At 51.9% G+C, this 23,107-nt stretch carries 15 protein-coding genes and 1 pseudogene; all 16 read right to left on the bottom strand.

The window, feature by feature from the left end; genetic code table 11:
- Positions 1-34: 34 nt before the first annotated feature.
- Positions 35-205, bottom strand: a complete 171-nt coding sequence (locus tag D9980_RS26625; RefSeq protein ID WP_162304232.1) for a hypothetical protein — start codon at positions 203-205, stop codon at positions 35-37.
- Positions 206-268: 63 nt separating this feature from the next.
- Positions 269-769, bottom strand: a complete 501-nt coding sequence (locus tag D9980_RS04390; RefSeq protein ID WP_162304231.1) for a hypothetical protein — start codon at positions 767-769, stop codon at positions 269-271.
- 335 nt (positions 770-1,104) lie between these two features.
- Positions 1,105-1,602, bottom strand: coding sequence for a CPCC family cysteine-rich protein (locus D9980_RS04385; RefSeq protein WP_121606520.1), 498 nt, complete (start codon positions 1,600-1,602; stop codon positions 1,105-1,107).
- Positions 1,599-1,814: a hypothetical protein gene (locus D9980_RS26620; protein ID WP_162304230.1), complete on the bottom strand. Its 216-nt coding sequence runs from the start codon at positions 1,812-1,814 to the stop codon at positions 1,599-1,601. Before D9980_RS26620 ends, D9980_RS04385 begins: the two co-directional genes overlap by 4 nt.
- 618 nt (positions 1,815-2,432) lie before the next feature.
- The gene (locus D9980_RS04380; RefSeq protein WP_121606519.1) at positions 2,433-2,792 is read right to left on the bottom strand and encodes a hypothetical protein; all 360 of its coding nucleotides are present in this window, start codon (positions 2,790-2,792) and stop codon (positions 2,433-2,435) included.
- Between the two features lie 707 nt (positions 2,793-3,499).
- Positions 3,500-3,877 carry a hypothetical protein gene (locus D9980_RS26615; protein WP_162304229.1) on the bottom strand — a complete coding sequence of 126 codons (378 nt, stop codon included), beginning with the start codon at positions 3,875-3,877 and terminating at the stop codon, positions 3,500-3,502.
- Positions 3,874-8,454, bottom strand: coding sequence for an RHS repeat-associated core domain-containing protein (locus D9980_RS04375; RefSeq protein WP_121606518.1), 4,581 nt, complete (start codon positions 8,452-8,454; stop codon positions 3,874-3,876). The genes D9980_RS26615 and D9980_RS04375 overlap by 4 nt, the downstream gene beginning before the upstream one ends.
- Before the next feature lie 12 nt (positions 8,455-8,466).
- Positions 8,467-8,937, bottom strand: a complete 471-nt coding sequence (locus D9980_RS04370; RefSeq protein WP_121606517.1) for a DcrB-related protein — start codon at positions 8,935-8,937, stop codon at positions 8,467-8,469.
- A 204-nt stretch (positions 8,938-9,141) separates the two neighbouring features.
- Complete coding sequence (locus tag D9980_RS04365) at positions 9,142-9,672, bottom strand: hypothetical protein (RefSeq protein WP_162304228.1); 531 nt, start codon at positions 9,670-9,672, stop codon at positions 9,142-9,144.
- A 943-nt stretch (positions 9,673-10,615) separates the two neighbouring features.
- Positions 10,616-12,309 (bottom strand): annotated as a pseudogene (locus D9980_RS26930) (type VI secretion system tip protein VgrG); the annotation flags it as partial.
- Positions 12,310-12,637: 328 nt separating this feature from the next.
- Positions 12,638-14,026, bottom strand: coding sequence for a VasL domain-containing protein (locus D9980_RS04355; RefSeq protein ID WP_121606515.1), 1,389 nt, complete (start codon positions 14,024-14,026; stop codon positions 12,638-12,640).
- Between the two features lie 60 nt (positions 14,027-14,086).
- Positions 14,087-17,620, bottom strand: a complete 3,534-nt coding sequence (gene tssM / locus D9980_RS04350) for a type VI secretion system membrane subunit TssM (RefSeq protein WP_121606514.1) — start codon at positions 17,618-17,620, stop codon at positions 14,087-14,089.
- Positions 17,621-17,651: 31 nt separating this feature from the next.
- A complete protein-coding gene (gene tssA, locus D9980_RS04345) occupies positions 17,652-19,046 on the bottom strand; it encodes a type VI secretion system protein TssA (RefSeq protein WP_162304227.1) in 1,395 nt (464 codons plus the stop codon).
- A gap of 5 nt (positions 19,047-19,051) precedes the next feature.
- Positions 19,052-19,717, bottom strand: coding sequence for a type VI secretion system-associated protein VasI (gene vasI, locus D9980_RS04340; RefSeq protein WP_121606512.1), 666 nt, complete (start codon positions 19,715-19,717; stop codon positions 19,052-19,054).
- Between the two features lie 2 nt (positions 19,718-19,719).
- Positions 19,720-20,502, bottom strand: a complete 783-nt coding sequence (locus D9980_RS04335; RefSeq protein ID WP_121606511.1) for a helix-turn-helix domain-containing protein — start codon at positions 20,500-20,502, stop codon at positions 19,720-19,722.
- Positions 20,499-23,099 carry a type VI secretion system ATPase TssH gene (gene tssH, locus D9980_RS04330; protein WP_121606510.1) on the bottom strand — a complete coding sequence of 867 codons (2,601 nt, stop codon included), beginning with the start codon at positions 23,097-23,099 and terminating at the stop codon, positions 20,499-20,501. The genes D9980_RS04335 and tssH overlap by 4 nt, the downstream gene beginning before the upstream one ends.
- Between the last annotated feature and the right edge of the window lie 8 nt (positions 23,100-23,107).

Here is a 23,107-nt window from a genome sequence, read left to right as displayed (position 1 = left end):
CTCTTTCTCTTTACTAATTTTCCATCATCAAGAGTCAGATAGTCTCTTTTGTCACCATTGTAATTCCCACGTATTCATTAACCTCAACCGAATCAATAACTCCACAAAGATAATGCCAAAAAGTCTTATTGGCATTATCATAACGAATCACTCCCCACTCAGATGGAATTAAATAAAAATCATCAGAGATGATGAATAACATCATGCACAGCACCGCCAGGCGGGATATTTCGGATCGAGCTTCTGCCTTTAACTCCAAACCATATACTTACAACATACCAAAACTACTATCATACTCTTGAAAGTTAATTTTTACGTTAAGCTCCCCATTAGAGATTGCGGGGGTAACATAATGAAAGAAAACCTTCATATATAATGATGCCTTTTTTATGGCATCAAATCTATTGGTGACTATACTTGCAACCTGGTACAAGGTTTGTTGTCCCTTACCACTTTTATTTAAATAAAAGTCTACATCATAGAAACATGTAGGTATCTCGCTTAAGTCTCTATCATCAAAAAGCCTGCATCCGACTGATACAACCGCAACAATATTATCTCTGGATGACAAATGATACTCTGTTCTAGAGATAAACAAATCTTCACCAAAAAAATGATCTTTGATTAAAAACAACTCATCTTCTGATGTTATAGTTTTAAACGCAGAGGGGTCTACATCAAACATACTGTTTTTCAATACAAACCAAGACGATAGAATATAAAAACCCGTTAATGGAGAATGCTTATTGAATATATTTATGCGATTCATTGTGCTTCTGCCTCACTCAATCTACACTAAATATTATACTGCGTAAGCAGTCGGGCTTACTCTCTGCATAACCAAATGTTAACTTAAAATTATTACTACCCCTAGGAGTTGAATATGATATTTCTTCTTCCAATGAACACCCCCTAGGTACATCAATAATATGATGTGCTGTATCTGGCGGACGCAGTAGGGCCTAACAGGGCAACGTCAAAGTGATATCCGACATTGCAGTTATTCGGGTGCAATAGAGAAATTTATTAATGTTACAAGGAATATAGATTAGCCGGAAAGATAGAAGCTAAACTTTCCGGTTTGATTTCAAAAATAAAAAACCATCAGGCATTTCTACCTAATTTATACGGTATATTATTTAACTCTGCATTTTTTTCTTCAAATTTTTCTCTGTACTCCCTAAGAGTTGAGTGATTAACAGAGCTATAACTATCTAACTCACTACTTGGCTTCCCATCATCTTCCCAGTAGCATACAGAGCAGACATCATATCCTCCCCGACTAGGTAAGGTTAGATAACCACAACAAGGGCATTCCTCTAAAACATCTTCATTACCTACAACAGTAAATGGTTCCTTATATAAACCCACAAGATATTTTTGTAAATATTCATTAGTAAAGCCTTTTAATTTCACATCAATGAAATAATTCAATAAACATTCTTGAATAGAGTCATCAAAAATATCCGAATACTCTATAGACTCACCGTCTTCATTAAGATACTCAGCAAAAAGAATATTATCAACATCTTCTTCTGAGCATTGTGCTATTTTAATTATAGCCAAGTGAGTTAACGCTAATTTTCTGCTTATTTTTTTCATTTGTAAGTTACATCCGATTGTGAAAGTCCTGTTTTACGCAATGCCTCATTAATAGCATCTGTAAAAGGACTATCCTTAACAAGGTCAGGTTGTAACTTGTAGAATGAAAGGATCTCTCTATCTTTCGCATACCCAACAAGCACTCTATTATAACCCGGATCAAATTTTATTACTTGATTACCAATTTTCGCCTGTTTGAAATCAGGAGACAACTCTAATTAAAACCCCTCCATCTGTTGATGGTATTGCTTCATACTAATATCTCCAAACTCGCCTTGCTTCACAATATGCATATTATAGCACTCGCTTAGCTTGCCTTTTTTTCCAAATATTTTACCATTTCTTCCATTTAATACTACTGAAACATAAACCCAACGGTCTATCCATGTGAGGGGGTAAACGCATATGCATAAAGGTTCATACCCCCCGCCAGCCCTATCGGGTCTGGACACAGGCAACATCCCTCCCGCGAGTCATACTACCGGTTCAGGTGGTACACCTCCGCCAGAAATGCATCATACTCAAGGATCTTAATCACGCTACCGCCCTACCTTGATAGTTTTTATCTGCATAAAGTTATTTTAAATAAAATAGTAATGTAAATACAGAATAATTGAGGCAAGAGAACGTCACCGGATGAGGTTACGGAGCGGACATGAGAAAATGGCAATCTGTATTTAGCGATGGCTTAGCTGCACCAAAGTGATCTGACCGAGAAATCACTGATAACTATATTTATGCTCAACAAAATAACTGTAAATTAATGTACTGATATTGTGACAGATAAAATTAACTGGGAAGTCCTAGATAAGATCTTCCCAGACTTATGTTTACTCTGAGTAAGGAAGCACTTCGCACTCAATTAGTTCTGAAGCAAAATACACATCAGACATTCTGAAGTCATTTTCATTTTCCATAGAGTCGGAGTAAGGCGAAAAGTCAATGAAGTGAATGTTATTTATAATCATGTGGGAAATACCACCAGACAAAACAACATTAGAATGATTTGGCTTTTGCTTAACAGAAAACTCTTTTAGCCCTTTCAAATGGAATTTAACATTAACCCATTCCCCATTCGTTTTTTTCATTACAGATATAACAACAAATGCACTATCAAAAGATAGAAACTCTATCTTCCTGATTAACCCATCATACCCAATGGTTATTTCTTTTAAAAAGTTGTTAATCATAATTTATCTCATTGACCTATTGGTGTATGCGGTTCTATTCCTGGTGAAAGTATAATTTGGATGATGCGGCTTACCTGGGCCATGCCCAGATGCTGGGTTTTCTGGTATAGGGAACTCGTGATAATAACCTGATTCAATGCCATGACTCTTGAAATCCACGTACCAAATTACGCTCCCATTAGAATCATATATAGTATTATGAGCTAATTTTCCTGTCTTAGGGTCAATATGCGTATATATAGAGTTAGGTGTCGCTCCCGTAGTTAGTGGTTTGTCCATACCACTATAATGTAGATTTCCTTGAGCAGTCAGTCCATGAAATATAACCAATTACCAGTTCAGGTAATACAACCACGTCAGAAATACATCATACTCAAGGATATTAACCACGCAATCACCTACCTTGATTGCTTTTATCCGAACAAAATTATTATAAATCAAGAGGTAATGTAAACACAAACTAATTGAGATACTGGAATATAATCCAATGATACTGCGGACTGGGTGCAGGATAATGGCGAGTATATGTGTTGGGGAAATGGCGACGTAAAGCAGCTTAACTAAATTCGGGATAAGAGCAAACTGTGCCTAACGGTAGAATAGCTAATGTACACCAACTTGGCTTACCGATAGTGATTCGCGTACCGGAAAGCCAACATGATTATAGATAAAAACCCCGGAAAGGAACCTTCCGGGGTTTTATTAATTCATAAGTCAACAGGATATAAATAAACTTTATCCGGTGATGTTAAAAACTCAACATATCCATTTATTACAGAAGGCAATGAAACTTCTAAAAAAATTATATCTCCTCCAAGAGATACGGTTAAAACCCCATCATCTTCATAAGATATTACTTCCGCCACAAATGTAATTTTTTTATTAACAACACTGACACTCGATACATTTCCACCTGAAGAAAAGAGATTTTCTCCGAACTCCAAATGTTCATCTATATCTATCTCAACATTATAATTACAACCAACAACGGGCATATCTCCAGACCACGAAGCCATTCCATGACCTAGAGGTGATGTGAATTTTACATATGAGTCAATTAACTCAGTTATAACTATATTGGTCATTTTTTTAAAGGTACCCTTACGACAAGATTATCTACATTCATAACATTATTAACAGGATCATAAGTCCATGTTTCCTCATGATAATGATGTTTCGTTGGTTTACTATTCATCTCATGATTACCATAACGAATACTTCGCTTGCCATCAGCAGATACTATTCTATCTGCATCGGGTAATCCAGTACGAGGATGAGTATTCGAATGAGGCCCTGGCCCAAGGAAATCATTCCATCTATTTAGGGCATCCTCTGGTTTAACAGGCCTTGCTGCATATGTCTCGTTATGATATCCCTGACCTGGAGGAGTCGGTTGCTTAGGGAAGTTAGACGACTCTCTTGCCGCTTTACTCGCAGCAATGTTCTCCAGAACCCGCTGTTTAATCACAGGGCATGTAGCCAACCCAAGCGGATCAATATAAGCCAACGGGTTTTTGACGTAAGAGTATGGATTCCCGCCCCCCGCCAGCCCTATCGGGTCTGGGCACAAGTACTGCCCTGTATCCACATCATAATAGCGATGACGGTTATAATGCAACCCAGACTCGGCATCCGCATACTGACCCGCAAACCGAAGATTGCAGGTAACCTTATCTTCGTCGTTGGCCGCTTGTTGCCACAACTCGGTTTTACCCCAAGTGCTCAAACGGTCTGCCCAGACCATTTTCCCTTGCTCGTTGAGCAATTCACGTGGAGTACCCAAGTGGTCGGCAACGACATAATGGAGTTTGCCCTGTTCATAACGGGCCACCGGTGTTAACGAACCTGGAGTATACAACCAGTGGATACTCTGCTCATAGGCAACAGTGCCATCGGCATAGATAGGAGCTTCCTCTATCAGCTGATCACCACTCCACAGGTACTCATAGCCCTGCACCACAGTGCTAGCTGGTTGGGTCGCTGGTTCAGGCAAATCAAACAACGTTGAAATAAATGGCTTGCTGTCTATCAACCGTAGTTTTCGGATGCGCCGCCCAAAAGCATCGTAACCATAGCGCCAACGCTCACCTTTCGGCGTCATCAATTCCGATAATTGATCCTGTTCATTCCAACGATAGCGCCACACCTGTGGCCGGAATCCTTCTTTAAGAACACGTTTTTCAACCAACCTTCCACCCATATCGTAATGATATTGGCAGTTACCACGGGATACGACACGACCTGCGCGCTGATGCTGCTCGTCTTGCTGTAAGGCAGCTTCAGCCCCGCGTGGCATACGTGCATGCAATGTGAGGTTTTGGTTAGCGTCGTAGGTAAACTGTTCAATTAGCGGCAGAATACCACCAAAGTTCGCACGAACTATCTGGTCATTGAGATCATATTGGTACTGTGTCTTACCCCAACGCCCATCATCAATACCCACCACGTTATAGGCCTGGTCATATTGCCAACTGCGGTTGACTGCACTCCCATGCAACACAGGTGTCATTGAGTCTGGTGTCATTAATTGCTGCTGGAACAAGGACGAGTTACGCCCTGCTGCCTGATTGGCCAACAATCCTACGGAAGTATAATTACAGGACTGGATAAATCCTGCGGCACTTTCGCGCACGGTTTCTCGACCAAGCTTATCGTGCTGCAAGCGTAAGGGCTGATGGCCCGCAAGCGTTAACTGGGTCAGTTCACCCTGAAGACCGTAGTCAAAATCAAGCCCAAGCTCACCAACCAACCGAGCACTTGGCGTGCCGTTTAGCGTATCCCACTGATGCTTAATCTCTCGTCCATTCAAGCGCTCTGCAATCAGTTGACCAGCATCATCATAGTCAAACTCAACAACGGCTTCTGCATTTTCAGCTTTTAGCAAGCGCCCCTGTTCGTCGTAGCTATAACTCACCGTTGCGACCAGCGTAGAGCTCAATTTATCACAGCGCCATGTCTGTTGAGCCAAGACCTGATCACGCGGTGAGTATTGCCAACTGATCACACGACGATCTGGGTAACGCGCCCAAATGCGACGTCCCACAGCATCGTATTGATATTGGATGGTACGCCCGGTAAAGTCCGTTTCCGTAATGACCTGTCCGGCCAAATCACGCGTGTAACGGTAAGTTTCACCTAACGCATTGGTGACACCATCAAGACGAGTTAGCTTGTCATAGCTAAATGTCAATTTCTGCCCATCTGGACGAATAAGGCCCGTCAACAAATCAAAACCGCCGTATTCGTAACGGGTTGTTTTTCCCGCACCATCAGTCATTGCCGCAATGCGTTTTTCACTGTCATAGGTAATCGCCTGCTTAATGCCATCAGGCAGATAAACCTGGCTGACGCTGCCCATCGGGCTGGCATGCTGAGGGCTATAAGCATAACGGGTGATGTGCCCCAATGGGTCTTGGCTGTCTTTCAAGCGGCCAAAGATATCCTGATTTAATAGCGTAACACCGCCATCAGGCGCGATAATCTCACTGACTTGATGCTGCGTGTTGTAACTGTAACGCCACTCTGCCCCGTTAGGCAGAATCTGACGTACTAATGCCCCCAACTCGCCATAACGATATTCTTGCCGTAAGCCCTGCGGATCAACAACATTGCAAAGTTGTCCTTCATCACCATAGATAAATTGCCAACCTTTACCATCCGGTAAGGTGCTATTCGTGACCTGCCCAAAACCATTGTACTCATAGCGATATATTTCACCCGTAGGGGTCGTAATCTGCTCTGTTTCGCCATACTGATTAAGCTGGAACTCTACCTTGCGTCCCAGGGCATCCGTTTCAGAAAGTTTGTTGCCGAACGCCCATTCAGTCAAATGTTCCCGCCCTAGCGGGTCAATTTCACGGGTCACCTGACCATCACTGTTATACCAAAAACGTGTGCATCCTCCTTCCGCATCCAGATAGGTTGTGCATTGGGCGGCATCATCGTAGATAAAACGATCCTGGTAATGCCCGCTAGCGGTACGTGTAGACAGTACTCTGCCCTGCGGGTCATAGAGAATATGAGCGTCAGTTTTGTCAGTGTCATGCCAGCGGGTCATGTAACCAGCATCATTATACTCATGATGAAGATGGGTAAACTGGAAAGTATTGCATTCTGCTAACAGGCCGTTGGCGGCATAATGGCATTTAACCAGCCATTGACGCTGAACTGGTGTGATCAAGTCGATCACAGATAATTTCTGTTGATGATAACTTAGTTCAAGTGAATAACCGTCGCTATGATCAATGCGTGAAAGCTGCCGTTCATCAGAATAGCGAAAACGAATTTGATTACCGAAACGATCGCTGATGGCAGACAAGCAGCGAACATTCCCCTGCGGTTCGGCAAAACTCAGGATTTGTTGTGTTTGTCGGTTAAAAATATGCAATACGCCACTACGTTGGCCATAAAGCAAATAATGACCTTCGTGTAGATTGATGGCCTGAACGTCATCGTCGTCTTGTGGTGCATCGTATGTCAGCAGTACACCTTCATGATTGCGAAAACGAATGACTGCGTCTTCAAGGATCAAATGCTGAGACCAATCATCTGCCCATTTATCGCCAAAACTGCCAGTCAAATTACCACTGGAACGATAGAGCCGGGTGAGCGTCAGCGGCAAAATTCCCGGAATATCGATAATAGGCCATATTTGCAGAAAATCCCCTGTAGCTACGTCGACAGGATCACTAGCACACCCCGTAGATGCAGTGCTTTTGCCATCAGATTCAGCGGAAACTTTGGGCTTGCTTCCCTTTTTCTTCCCTCTGGGTATCGGTAGATAACTGGCGACAATAGTCACCCAGCGCAGGGCCGAGTTACGGCTGTCTTTGACTTTGAAAATCTGCGCCGTTTCTGTGGTTTCAGCAATGGTAGCCGCAGCACTATTGATGTTAGCATCACAAGTAGTACGGTGCCCTAAACGGGCAATTTGTTTGCCATTAGCGTAGACCGTTTTCGCCCCTTCCGCGATAACCGGAGGGGGACCAGGATGATCGCTACACACGATAGGATCGCCTACCCGTGCCACCTTTTTCCCTTCAAAATAAACGTTGGGGGAACCGTCGATAATTGTGCCTTTATTGTCACCGTATTGCCCCATCACTGCGCCAGCTGCGGCTACACCAGCACCAACGAATCCACCTGCTGCCGCTGCCGCTGCAACAACAACAAGAGCCGCGCCACCAGTAGCAACCACCAAGGCTCCCACGGCAACGGCAGCAACCGCTCCAAGCAATATTCCGCCTAATGCCCCCCAGGTACCGAGGTCTTTCTTTTGGTGCGCAATAAAGTCACCCATGCGCGCCGGAGCATCCCCCTCCGTTGCCACCTTTTTCCATCCAAGGTACTCGGCAATGGCTGTACCTGCTTTTTCGCCGACATAACTACCCGCTTGTGCGCCAACGTAACCAGCAGCTAGCCCGACGGCGAAAGGTGCCCCTGCACCACTCGCGACGGCATAGGCCCCCATGCCGACAGTCACCGCACTGTTTACTTCTTCGCTCTCCATAAAGTTCAGAGCTTGCTCGTTAAAAGACTCAGCACCGCCCTCACTGGTATCCGGTGGTGATGCCCCACGCTGTTGTTCCATCACCTCTTGACGAACGGCAGAGCGCCCGCCAGCAGCACCTGCGCCTGACCATACTCCTTGTGCAACACTCATCGTCCGCTCCTGTTACTTTGTAGCCGTTTTTTCTGCTGTGGCCGGTTCCCGCAATTGGAATGTACTCATCAACGTGGTTATTTGTTGCCGCTGTTCATCCGTCATATATCCAGGGATCGTGGCAGTGAAAACCAACACTTTAGGATTGACATCAAGCAACATCATTAATTGATGGATCGGCCCTTGTGGTGATGACCAACTAAATTCAGAGGTTGCCGTATCTCGGGAATCTAACACCCCATTCTCTTGATTAATCTGCTGGTAATTTTTCAACTGTTTTGACAGGCTGGATATCTCACGCTCAGCAAACTGACTGAATGACATTCCCCATGGAATAACGTCTCTGGAAATGGTAAAGCTGATTCCGCTTTGGTCGTTATCGGCTGCACTGAGCACCAGCACACTGAGATCTTTCCAAGCTGTAGGTAGCTCAATAGCCCCCTCGTTAAATTGAAAAATGGAACATTCGCCAGATGCAGTCATTTCTTCATGTCCTTATTTTGTCAGTTCTCTAAAAACACATTAAATTATCATGAAAGATACAATCATTAACACCAAGGGAGTGAAGTAAAAAAAGACAAGTCAGCAATACCTCAATCCTCTATTACTGCATCAACACCCCCCCTAACATTCCCCCTCCTCAACGAAAATAAAAAATCAAGAAGGGGGAAGCAATCATCAGCACAATTAATGTTGTTCAACACTAAACACGATACTACGCAAGCAATCTGGTTTTTTTTCCGCAAAACCAAATGATAACTTAACGTTATTACTATATCTAACAGTGGTGTATGATGTTTCCTCTTCCAATGAGCGCCCACGAGGCACATCAGTGATCGTCAGGTCAGAATAGTGTTGTTTTACCTCAGGTAAAGTGATGCAAATACCGCTAACTTGCAAGGTGAGTAAATAGGGAGCATTCTTATTATTTTTGCGGAACACCTTCGCCCCAATGTTTTCAATATTTACTTTACCATCAAGCATGAAATTTTTATTCTTGTAAGATATAAACACATCATTTTCATCCTCTACGACAAAAGCACCATTAAAAAAATGAGCTATCTGCGCAAGGCCCTCTGGTAATTGTACCTTGACACTGTTAACAAATCGCCAAAAATTTATTGAGTCCATTTCTTCACTCCGTGTTGCATGACATGAGAATGCGGTTAATAACAATAGAGTTACAATGCTATTTTTTAGCTGGGTAATTTTTATCATACCATCCTCCATAGTAATCCTCGTAGGACTCTCCTGTTGTTGATGTATGTTCTCCTTTACCAAACACTCTACCAATAGCTTCACGCGATTTTTTTGCATTACCATCCTTGAGGTACGCATCATATGCCGAATTGTAGGCGGGTTGATTAGCACTATTGCCTGCAATACCAATATCAGCTCCACCTCCCTTCAGAACTTCGCGTCTTACCTCAACATTTTTTAAAGTCGCGGCCCCTTCATCTGACAATGTACTGTTTAAATATGCCTCTCTGGATGAGGTATCATAAGTTGGCGCATAAAGAGCATGGCCTGCTTCATGAGCTAATGTTTGCGTAACTAATTCAGGTTTTCCTAACTCATTTCTATCAACAATTATTTCTTTCTTGTCTCTAGAAGCATAACTACCTTTTCCTGCCTCGCCGGGCTTAATACTCCAACCATCATCTTTAAGTGTTTTCAAGTCCTTCGTCAATGTAGGGGATTTCGCAGTGAGGCTATTAACTTCTGGTGTAAAAATAGGATCTCCCTTCCCATTTGCTGGTTTGCTCGCCCCTGCGGCTCCACTAGCTCCTGCTGCTGGAGCCGCAGGCCCAGATGCAGCCCCCCCTGCAGCACCAGTTGCTGTAACAGCTGTAGCACTGGCCGTTGCCTCTTCGGCATCAGACACCGCTGCAGCACCACCACCAGAATTGCCTTTGTTCAAATGAACAACTGCCCCATCAACGTATACCCCGCCCGCATCCAGCTGTATGCACGAACCACCAAATGTAATCTTTATGCTGCTGGTCGTCATCTTTATTTCCCCAGCCCCCACTTTCAGCGTGATGTCGTCAGAAGATTCATAAAGCTGTGTTCCAGGGCCACTCTTGCCTGCTTTAGCTTTGACCTGAACCTGGTTAGAGCTGGTGCTACGCATGGTACAAATGCTTTCCGTCAGGCCTCCCTGCTTCACGGTTTTGGTTTCGTTACCAGCAAGAATATTTAGTGTCCGGTTACCTGATTCGACGGTAAGGGACTGATCGTTTTTAACCGTCGTACTCATATCCTTCTGGGCATGCATAAACAGCCCCTCGCCCCCCTTGGCATCCTCGAACCGCAATTCGTTGAAGCCCTCGCCCTTATGGGTCTTGGAGCGGAACGCCATCTGGGTCTTGCTGGCAGGCAGCGATCCCGGCGGGATATTGTTGGCGTGATAGGTACGCCCGGTGACGATCGGTTGGTCCGGATCCCCATGCAGGAAATCAACTACCACTTCCTGGCCGATACGTGGGATGGCCAACATCCCCAACCCTGCCCGGCCCACGGCTGGGTCACGCGGATCCAGCACGAGCTGTTGTCGTTACTTTTACCGTAGCGGTCCCACAGGAATTGCAGGCGGATGCGGCCGAACTCATCACAGTAGATTTCTTCCCCGGCTGGCCCCACCACCATCGCGATCTGTGGGCCGTCCATGCTCGGTTTCGGCATCGGCGTCGGTCGCCAGGTCTGGGTATGTGGCAGGAAGACGAACTGGTTGCTCAGCGTGGTACCTTGCCCACCGGACTCCTGCTCTAGCGCTTGAGGCTGGCTGCCGCTGTGCTGAATGCTCAGCAGTTGCCACTGGTGGTTCAAATCGCCACGCGGGTGGCTGGTCAACGTAAACAGCAGCCCAGGCTGCAGGGTAAAGTCGTTACTCTGCCCTTGCCCCAGGTTGGCATCGTTGCGCAGGGCTTCCAGGCGGTAATGGGTAAAGGCCTTGCCGTGCTGTTCGTCTTTGAAACGCCCAGGGAAATCGAAGTGTTCGTAGTCTGGCCGCTGGTTTTGCAGTTCGCTGGCCTGTTCATTAAAGGCCGCCGACCACTGCGGGTTTTTAAAGGTGTAATCCTTCAGTTCCACCACGGCGGTACGCACCTGTGCGCTACGGGTGAAGGTGGTGACACACAGCTCTAGCGCCTGAGAGGCTACGCCTGGGTTATACGGCAGCACAGCGCCCTGCGGCAAGGTGCCCACGTCATCGGTGTACACCACGATGTTTTTGCCTTCGGGGTATTCGAAGTAGTAGAACATCCCCTCTTCGGCGGCCAGCCGCTGGATGAAGTCAAAATCCGATTCCTGATACTGCACGCAGAACTCACGGGCCGGGTGGGGATTGCGCAAGCCAAAGGCAAAATCGGTGATGCCGTTCTCTTTCAGCAAGGTGGTAATGATGCTTTCGATGCTCTGCTGCTGAAAGATACGCGAGTTGCGCCGCAGCGTGGTGCGCCACAGTGCCGGGCGGATCACCATGCTATAACGAGTCTGATGCAGGCCGGTATCGCCCTGTTCAAAACTCGCCACCATGCCGGTGATGCTGCGTTGCACTACCCCTTCACGCTTGATCACCAGCGTCGCATCTTCATCCAGCACCGCGGCAAAGTCGATGGCCGGATCGGCACTGGCCAGGCCCACGTTCAGCACGAACGGTGAGGAGAGCATCTCGGTCAGGCTAAAATCCACCACCACAAAGGTCTGCGGAGGCAGGTTCGCCGTGGAGAGCGTAAACTGCAACCCACTCGGTTCCGCGCCGCCCAGCAGGGCACTGGCAGCAGAGGACGCCATCGCCGTGGCGCTGCCGCCGCTGGCAAAGTTCATCGGCTTTACGCCCGCAGATGAGGCCATGCCCGCGGCACTACCACTGCTGACAATGTTCATCGGTTTCACGCCCGCGGATGAGGCTATGCCTGCAGCGCTCCCCCCGCTGACAATGTTCTTCGGATTGATGCCTACGGATGAGGCTATCGAACCGGCCTTTTTGGCAATATCTGCCGCCTGCGATACCACCTTGCCCGCCTTGCCGCCTACAGCGCCAGCCGCGGCTCCCACCATATCCGCCACCTGATCGCCACTGACTGACGGCGTCTCCGTGGCCACAATGTTCTTCGGCTGCACACCCCCCTTGGGGGCGTTTTTCTTATCATCAGCAAACATATCTTTTCCTTCCTGGAGGTTAACGGGCAGGTGCTGCCTGCTGCGTTAGTTGGTGATAGCGACTGAGCAGTGCGTTCCAACGCTCGTCTATCTGCTTGAGCAGCACCGGTGAAGCCGGTTGTTGTTGTTCCACCGAAACCGCCAACTGCCGCAGCAACTCTTCAAGCGGCGTTTCACGGTTCAGTTCACTTTGCATCTGATAAACCTGCGTTTTCAGATAAGAAAGCGTCAGGCTGCCGCGCGTTTGTTCCTGTTCAAGCAACTTGTCCGACAGCGCCTGCAAGCGCTGCTGCACCTGGAAATAGCTGCTGTCGGCCCGCTCGCTGCCGAGCCGCGCCTGTAGCAGCCGTTGCCAACGTTGGCTTTGGGCAATCTGCTCCGGATCGGTCGGCCACAGCTGGTTGGCCAGCGCCACCGAGGCATCGGCGGTACGCAACCCGGCCAACGGAGAAAGGTTTTCCAGGGTGTTCAATTGCTGGCCGTAGCCGTCCAGGGTGGGTTGGGCTAGCCACAGCTGCGCCGAACCGTCCGGGGTGGCGGCCAGCCCCGCCAGTCGCTCCTGCATCGGTTTCACCTGCATCAGGTAAACCACACCAGCGACCACCAGGCTGCACAGCACACCGCCGCCAAAGCCCCAAGCCGTCGCCGCGCGTTTGGCCGCTTTAGGGATGACAGGTGATGGCGGTGCAAAACGCACTTCCACATTGGGCAGTGGTTGTTCTTTTGGCTGCGGCGCGGGTTCTTCGTAGGCCGGTGGAGGTTCATTCGCGGCCGGTTTTGCCCCCGAGAACAGGGTGCGGACCGGCTCCGCGTCGGGCACCGAGAGATATACCATCGAGGGCATCTTCAGCGGTTGCGCTGGCGGCTGTTTGGCCGCTTCATGGGCGGCTTCCAGCCGTTTGGCGGTGTTCTGCATCAGATACAGCAGGTTTTCAATGCGTGGCACGCGCTTGAGCTCGACCTGCTGCAGTTTGTCGCACAGCAGTTGCAGCGCCCGCTCGGCGCGGTATACCAGGCGCAGGTCGTCAATGCCGAACTCGTGCTGGCGCAGTTGGCTACCGACGCGGGCGTTGAACCACTCCAATATTTCCGAGCGGGCCTGCGGCTGCTCTGGCCACAGCCGTTCCCATTGGCTGACTACCATGCCCGCCAACAGCTCGCAGCTTTCGGTAAACCCGGCCAGTCCGTGCCTTTGGGTACGCGCCAGGGCGTAGTACGCCGTGGTTTGCAGATCGACCCCGTTGGTACGGAACAGCGTCAACGCCAGGGACTCAATCAGCCTCCAGTTAACCTCTGGCCGTGCCGGGTGGTTGATCTTGTTGATCTCTTCACGAATGGCGCTGAATTCCGGCCAATGGCGCGGATCGCCGCCGGTTTGAATGATGATATTTTCTGAGGCTTCGCTCATGCGGACTCATCCTTAAAGCGTCTCTCTGCCAAGCGCGGCAGAGAGACGGGATAACAACGATTAATACAGCGTGTCTGGCAAGGTGAACTTGCTGAACAGACCGCCAGCGAACGGGTTGTCGGACTCATCCACATGGATGCGGTAGGTCATCTCGCCGCCGTCCACCTTGAAGCGGACATCGAACGAGTTGGTGCCGACGTTGGTCAACTCACCGGCGTTGATCAGCCGCAACTGTGCCCAAGGGCCGCTGAAGGTGATGCTGCGCGGGGACTTACCGTTTTCATCTGGAACCAGCGTTACCTTGCTTTCTACCCCGGCCCGCATGGAGTTAGGCCAAACCAGATGCACCATGTTGCTGCGGCCATGTGCGTAGTCCAGCAACTGCCCATCCAGGTTCAGCACGCTGCGGCGTTTGTTGCCGCTCAGCACCACCGGTTCGATGGCGAACTGGGTGCCCAGGCCGTTTTGTGCCGAGAAGAAGGTTTCGCGGATCTTCTGTGCCTGTGCCAGCTGTTGCAGCACGTCTGGGCGGATTAACAGTTGCCCGTCGCTGCCGCTGCTCAGGTTGTTATCCACGAACGGCTTCAGATTCTGCTGGTAGAAGCTGTCCAGGGTGCCTTTCGGGCCGAAGAAGCGTTCAAACTCGCTCAATGGCACGTCCTGCTGCGATTTAGGATCGAACGGATAACGGCCAGCCAGGTAGGTGTGATACTGCTTCACTACCGTCTCGTTCCACTCGACTTCCAACGATTGGATGGCTTCCATCATCACTACGCGCCAGGCTTGTTCGGCCAAATCCCCTACCCAGCGGTTCAGCGGTTCCGGCAGGTTTTTCGCCAACTGCTGAACCTCGAAGATCGGGTCGCTGCTGTTTTGGTCCAGGCGTAGCTGTACCGCCTTCATGGCCGCTTTACCCGGGGCCGGTGAGTTTTGGATCGCCAGCAGGTAACGGTGCAGTTCGGTCAGTTTTTGGTAGACGCTTTGCAGCACGCTGCCTTTGTCACCGTTCTCCACCAGCACGCCGGTTTCCGGCGCGAACTCGCGGTTGACGCGGCCCAGCAGTTGATAATCGGATTTTTGCATCAGCTCCTGGCGTTCTTTACCCTGCAACGCGTCAGGCACCGCAGGCAGCCGGGTGTTATCACTCAGCGTCTGCAAGGCACGGCGGAAAGGCTGCTCGCCGCTGATCACCTGCTCGATGGCGCTGATCGCCTGCGGCAGATCTTCAAACTCACCGACCGACAGGTTATTCATCGCCGCACGCCAGGTGGCGGTATAGTCACCGATATACTGCTCGGTCACCTGCCGCTGGATCTCTTTGCGATCCGCCTCGCTATACTCGACGTTTTTGCTAAGATTCAGCACCCAGCTGTCCATCACCGTCAGATCGACCAGTTGGTCATTCTGCTTGGTGAAGTAGTTCTGCAAACCGTTGCGCGTCAGGAACTGTGGCACCACCAGCAGGCGATCGTTGTTGGAGATAAAGATGTCGTCAAAGCTGGCACCGATCTGATCGCGCAGGTTCAGGGCCGGAGGCAGCGCTTCCTGTGCCTTGATGCGCAGGTTCTGGTACACCCGCTGATAAATCGACAGCTTGCTCAACTCGCGCTGTGCCAGCTGGATCGGCTGGCGATAAGGGATAAAGTTCTTGACGGCAATCTGATCGCCACTTTCCCGCGCGGCTCGCCAATCGGTGTGCTTGAGCGCATAGTCCAGATGGCCCATCAACTGCTGTTGCAACTCGCGCTGGCCGTTAAACTGCTGGCTCCAGCGATCGCCCATAAATTGTTCCACCAGCGCCACGTTGCGGCCACTGCCGTCTTCCAGCATGCGCATCACGCGCAGGATCTCGAGTTTCTCTTCGCTACCTGGAGGTGCGGCATTCAACTGCTCCAACAGGCCACTCATCAACGCCGGCACAAAGCGCTGCTGCAACAGTTGCAGATAGGTGCTTTCCACATACGGGCCGATGTTGTTGCCTTGATACAGGCCCATGTCCGCCAACAGGCTGTTGCGCTCATGGTAGTTGCCATAAGCCAGCGTGGCGTCACGGATCGGGTTCAGCAACGGCAGTTGCAGGTTGCCATAGCGATCGTCACCCTTCGGCGTCGGGATGGAGAGGAAGGTTTTGGCCTGGGCAAGGACCTCTTGTCCGGCACGGTAGTTGCTCTGATAGTAGTATTGCCAGCAACCCCACAGCGTCAACGCCACCACGGCCCCCACGCAGGAGAACACCATCAGGCGTTTTCTGGAGTTACGCAGCCACAGGCCGTTTTCGCCCGCCAGATTCGGTTCCGCCAGCAACACCTGATTAAACAGCTCTTTGGTGAAGTACGGGGTCGTTTCGGCGACCGGCCAGGTTGGGAAGGCCTGCGGCGACAGGTGATACTGCACGGCGGCAGACTGGGTAAACACGTCATCCATCTGTCCGCGCTGTTGGGCAGAAGTCAGATAGATACCGCGCAGCAGTGGCTGTTGATGATCGCCGCTGTAGAGGATCCCCTCCAGCAGTTGCACCACATACTCTTGCAGGCCCTGCATCTGGCGGGTAAAGCTGAACAGTTGGCTACGCTGCCCGGCATCAACGCCGTTGAGCATCATGTCTGGCATCGCGCCATTCAGTTGGGCGATCCATTGTTGCCAGAACTGCTGCAACTCTTTGCGCCACACCTCCGGCTCGGCGGCATTCAGGCTGAATGTTACCCCCAGCACTGCTTCGCGTTGTGCCTTATCCAGCGTCTGGTACATCGCTTCAAACCCGTACAGCAGGTCCAGTTTGGTAAACACCACGTACAGCGGCAGTTGGCTATGCAGCGCCTGGCGCACATCCTGCAAACGCTGATGGAGGCTGGCAATCATGTTTTCGCGCTGGGCCTTGTTCGCCGTCAGCAGTTGATGCAGATCGACGGTGAGGATCAGGCCGTTCAGCGGCTGGCGTTTACGGTGTTCAACCAGCCAGTTCAGCAGGCTTTGCCATAGGCGGCTATTGAGCGCCGCTTTGCCCACTATGGACAGCGTTGGCTGCTCGATCAGTTCACCTGCCGGATCGATCAGCACCGCCTGTTCACCCAGCCAGCAGCGCACGCGCAGCTCGCCGGCGTCTTCCACGCTGGTCAGTTCCGGGCTGGCGATTTCGGTCAGCTTGTAGCCTTCTTTGATCAGGGTACTTTTGCCGCTGTTGCGGGTGCCAATCACCATGTACCAAGGCAGACGATAGAGATAAGCCGGGGTATTCAGCCGCCGTTGCAACTGCTGCTTCCAGACGCCCAGATACTGGTCCTGCTGTTCGATATCGGCCAGGATCGGATCGTCAACCTGCGTTTTGGCCTGCAGCTGCAGCTTTTCCAACTGCTGTAAACGCCGCACCATTTTGAAGGTGAGCCAGCACACCGCCAGCAGCACCACCAATGCAGTCACCAACCAGCGGCTCAGCAAAGGCTCGAACGGTTGGTAATCCTTCAGCTTCCATTCCGGCCCGTAAATCCAGACCCAAATCAAGCCGATACAGGCCAACAGCGCCAACACCACCGGCACCGAGGCTTTGATGCGTGGAATCGCCGGTCTGGCAAAATGAATAAATGAGGGCAATTTCATGCGTTAACGCTCCTGTTCCCTTCCCTGGCCATCACGGCTTGAGCTGCCGCTGCTTGTCTGTCAGCAAGGCGATCAACGCCGGTTCCCATTCGCTTAGCTGCACTTGCTGCCCCACCTGCAACAGGTTGTGGTAGTGCTGCTGTGCCAGCGCCGTCATTCCCGCTTTTTCCAGTAACTGGGCGCTGAGCAATTGCAGGTAAAAACGGTCCCTGGGTTCGGCTTGCTGCGATTGCCGATCGACCATCTGTAACGCGGCTTCCAGTCCTTGCTGTTGATAGCATTGCCAAATTTCATCCTGTTCAATAGTGTTACCTCCCCCTTTGGTACCCGTATCCTGCTGTAACCAGCTGGCAGATTCAGGGGAGAGGAATGGCGTCATATCGGTAAAATAAAGGGTAGTTAACGCCGGCATCCGCTCGATAAAGGCGCTCAGTTCGTCGCGTATGGCCTGCGCAACCCCTGCGTATCCCAGCCGAATAGCGATCTGCGCCGAAAGCGCGTGGCCATCCAGCCAGTAAGGTGCCAGCGCCAGGCTCTGTTCTACCTGTTGCCACAGGGCCAGATCCGCAGTGGCCACGCGCCCCAGATAATCGGCCATGCGATCGACAGAAACGGCTGCCAGCGGCGTGCGCCCATCGGCCTGCGCTATCGGTGGCGCAGTCAAGCTGCCCCACAGGGCATGGCGACGCAGGCGAAAACCAATGGCGGCCTCGGGGTGCAGTTCACACAGTAAATCCGCCATTTTCAGCAGCGTTTGCCGCCAGGCTTTATCGCTGGAGTTATCAATGCTCAGGCTGGGGCTGATCGTTCTGCTGGCAGAGGTTGATGTCGATGCCGAACCAGACTGAGGGCGTTCTTCCTCCTCAACTACCGGTTCAACGGTGCGAGTAGGCAACCGCGCATAGCTGGTTCGCAGGCTATCCACCTCTTTCGCCAGGGCCGGTTCCTCGCTGTGCCACACCTGGGCCAGATGTGCCAGCAAACCTTGCACATCCTGGCGTTGGGCATCCGTCGCCCGTTGGCTAAAGCTGCCGCTGGCGCTGTCAAAACGCTTGAGGATCTGCTGGGCAAAGCGGCGCTTATGCAGCGGATTCAACGGCCAGGCGCTGGTCCAGAAGTTCTGCACGTAAGCGGTCAGCAAGGAGATCGCCAGCATCAGGTCGCTCGGTTCGCCCCCGTGCTGCAAGGTACGCAGCAGGTGCACCACCAAACGGAAGTCTTTGCTTTTTTGCGACAGCAGAGCCATCGCCTGCTGCTGAAGGTCATCAATATTCAGCGAGCTGTGGGTCAGCGAACCCACTTTGACCATCTGGCTGTCGATATGCTCCCATTGCGGATCGTCATCGGCCAACGCCTTGGCGGTCTGCTCGGGCGTCAGCGGTGTCAGCAATAATGCATGCCAGGGATGTTGTGACGTGCTATCCATAGTCCTCACCAGTGGCAGGCGTTACGCAGCGGTTTCAGCGCTGGCGTTAACTGCGAAATATTAAATGTCAGACGGGGTAACCCGCCGTTGGTGCCGTCGATCGTCAGCGTCTGCGCCGACATCAACCGCTTGATCTCATCAATGCCGGCCAGGCCCCGGCTGGATTCCAGCAGATAGCCGTTTTCACGCAGGAACCACTGCACGTTAAACCGGTCACTATCCGCCGTTAGCGTCACCGCACCGTCTTTTTGCGGACCGACCAAGGCGATCTGCAAACGGGTAATGTTGTCGATGCAACTCAGCATCAGCACCGGCCGCGGTGGTGGCACACCAATCGCTGGCGTGGTCAGCACCACCTGCGGGTTGTTGCCCTGCCCTTCGCTTATCAGGAATGCCGTCGAGTGATCGCGGCGGCCTTTTTCCTGCGCCATGGCTCGCTGCCAGGCTGGCCCGGCCTGTACCTGACCAGGGTTGTCGCCGCTGGCCGCTGACAACGCGTTGTCGTAGCAGTCCAGGCGTACCAGCGGCAAGCTTTCACTGCGGCAGTTCATCAGCAGCGCCAACTGATGCGCATCCCCTTCGGGCTGCGACAACGAAAGGCCGCTTAGCCACTCGGTGGCTGAATTGCTGCCGGAAAGCAGTAACGAACCGATCAATAACCACGTATTCATAGCTAACACCTGTATTTCGCCAACTTGTAACCCAGGGTGCGCGGCGTGATCCCCAGGCTGTCGGCGATGCGGTTTTTGTCATTGCCGTATAGACGCTGGCGTTGCGTCAGTACCGCGGCTTCAAACGCCTCCACCGCGCTAGACAGGTCATCTATCTTGCTGTAATCGCGTGATAGCTCTGGCGAGGTGGAAACGTCGGAGGTGCTCAGCGAGATCATCAGCTCATCCAGCTGTTTTTCACGCACCTTGAACATCGACCGCAGCTGGACCAACTGCGATCGCAGATGCTCCACCTCTTGCAGTTTGTTGAGGCGGTGCTGAAAAATCTGGCAATAGATAGAGAACATGCCCCGGCTGTCCACAAATCGATCGATATCCTCGGCAAACACCGCAATCACCCCGCAGGCCCGCCCCTGAAAATCAAACAGCGGTACGCCATACATGCTGCAACCGTTGGGCAACGCCTCAATAAAGCCGCGAAAGCCGTCATCTTCGATGCGCACCCCGCGATTGAGCGCATACCAGACTTCGGGCGCGCCATTACGCAGCACCCGTACCAACGGGTGGTTGGTGTCTTCGATATCGGCTTCCAACTTCACCGTAGCGCGCCGGTTGGCATCAGACAGGTGGAGACATTCCAACTGCCCCTCGCTGGCGTTGAACATCGCCACCATCAAGCCGTCAAACCCGTGACGGTGGTGATCCAGCGTCAAAAAGCCATGAACCAAATGCTCGACCGAATCGTTTTCCAGCAGCGCCAGTAAGCATTTCAGCCGTTGCCTCATAGCGCCTCCTCGACCTGTGCGGTAAACGCATTTCCCTCCGTGGCGATGCGGATATGGCTAATCGCCGTACCTGCCGCCATTTTTTGCAACAGCAGTAGGGAAACCGGTGGCAACAACGCCCCGTCGATAATCGACTCCAGCATGCGCGCCCCGTTCTCGGCACGGGTGGCGCGCAGCAGGATTTCTTCGATCACTTCAGGCTCTATCACCACTTCGGCGTTGAAGCGCTGGCGCAGCAGGTTATCCAGGCGTTTGAGCTTGCCGTGAATGATGGTTTGCAGCGTATCCTTGCCCAGCGGCAGGTAAGGCACTACTTCCATACGCGCCAACAGGGCCGGTTTGAAGAAGGCCGCCAGCTCGGGGTACAGCAGTTCGCCCAGCAGTTCCGGCTGTTCGGCGTGATCGACAATGGTCTGATAGCCCAGGTTGGAGGTCAGGAAGAACACCACGTTTTTACAGTCGATGATGCGGCCTTCGCCGTCGGCCAGTTCACCCTTGTCGAACGCCTGATAGAACAGGTTGAGCACATCGGGATGGGCTTTTTCGACTTCGTCGAGCAGCACCACCGAATAGGGTTTCTGGCGGATGGCTTCAGTCAACACGCCGCCTTCGCCATAGCCCACATAGCCCGGCGGTGAGCCGATCAGGCGCGAAACGGTGTGTTTCTCCTGGAACTCGGACATGTTGATGGTGGTGAGATAGTGGCGCCCGCCGTACAACAGCTCGGAGATCTGCAATACGGTCTCGGTTTTACCGACGCCGCTTGGCCCCACCAGCAGGAAAGCCCCCATTGGGCGGCCCGGACGGCGCAAATCGGCCCTGGCGGTCAGCAGATGCTGGTGCAGGCAGTGGATCGCGGTTTCCTGGCCTTTGATCTGTTCGCCAAGATACGTGGGCAACTCGGTAACCACCGACAGTTCGCTCTGCGACAGGCGGTTTAACGGCACGCCGGTCCACTCGGCGATCACCGCCGCGATCTGATGTTTATCCACGTGTGGAGAAACCAGGGTCTGATGCTGTTGCAACTGTTCCAGCTCGGCACCCAGCGCAGCCAGATTAATAGCCTGTTCTTCCGTGGCATTCTCTTCCTGCGTCAGCAGCTCTGCCCGCAGGGCGATGATCTGCTGCACCAACTGCTGCTGGGTCTGCCAACTGGCATTCAGGTCCGCCAGTTGCTGTTCGATCTCAGCGCGCTGTTGTTGCAATACGGATAAACGCTCATCCGGCTGGCTCAGGTTGAGGCGCTGTTCACGCTCCAACATCTGGATTTCCATCGCCTGTTGGTGCAACTGCGTTTTCAGTGCCGACACCTGGCGCGGTGCCGAAGTCAGGTTGATCGCCACGCGCGCGGCGGCGGTATCGAGCACGTCGATGGCCTTGTCCGGCAGTTGGCGGCCAGAGAGATAGCGATCGCTGAGCACCGCCGACGCCTGTAGAGCCTCGTCGTCGATCAGCACGCCATGCGCCTTTTCATAGATGGTGCGCAAGCCGCGCATGATCACCGTAGCCTCTTCAGCACTCGGCTCAGAAACCTTCACCAGTTGGAAACGGCGCGACAGCGCGGCGTCTTTCTCAAAATACTTTTTGTATTCGCTCCAGGTGGTGGCGGCGATGGTTTTCAGCTCACCGCGAGCCAATGCTGGTTTCAACAGGTTAGAGATATCCAGCCCACCCTGCTGATTGCCGGCGCCGATCAGCGTATGGGCTTCATCAATAAACAGGATGATCGGCGTTGCCGACTGGGCAACTTCCGCCATGATCCCCTTGAAGCGCTTTTCGAACTCGCCTTTTACCGCCGCACCGGCCTGCAACGCGCCGAGATCCAGCGTCATCAGTTCGCTGTTGCACAGCTTTTCTGGCACCTGGCCGTCCACGATACGCAGCGCCAGGCCTTCGATCAGGGCGCTTTTACCCACGCCAGCCTCACCCACCACGATCGGGTTGTTCTTGCGGCGGCGGCACAGGATATCGATCATCAGGTCGATTTCCTCGTCGCGGCACAGCACCGGATCCAACGTCCCTTTACGGGCCTGCTCGGTCATGTTGCTGGCATAGCGTGCCAGCAGGCTTTCGCCGTTGGCGGCTGCGGCGGTTTTATCGCCCGCTTTCGCTACCCGAGGGGCTTCTGCGGAATCGGCGGTCCAGTCAGCAAAGTTCTGGCGCAGCAGTTCGCGGTTCACCGGGGATAACAACCGGCTGGCCGCTGGGGTGAGATAACGCATAGGGCTCAGCAGTAAGGTCAACAACATCACCCCGCCGCGCAGCTGGCCGTGATCCATTTCGGCCGACGCCAATAGCCAACTGTCCTGCAACCACTCCACCAGCAAAGGGGAGAAGCTGGGATAAGCCTGAGTGACCGACTGATAGCCGGAAATACGTTGATCGAGCGACTCACGCAATGCGTCAGTGTCCACGCCAGCATGATTAAGGATCACCCTGACGTCGCTTAAGGGGCTGGCGACCATCTGCATTAATACCTGCGAGACCGTCACTTCCGCTTCCTGCAGGCTGACGCAGTGCGCCGCCGCGGCCTCCAGGGCATGGCGGGCGATGGGATTAAGGCGGTTTACCAGCGTGGGCAAGTCAATTTGAATCATCTGTGCTT

The sequence above is a fragment of the Serratia sp. 3ACOL1 genome, assembly GCF_003668775.1.
Taxonomy (GTDB): Bacteria; Pseudomonadota; Gammaproteobacteria; order Enterobacterales; family Enterobacteriaceae; genus Chania; species Chania fonticola.
Note: the sequence above shows the minus strand (reverse complement) of the source record. Positions and strands in the feature narration are given on the sequence as shown.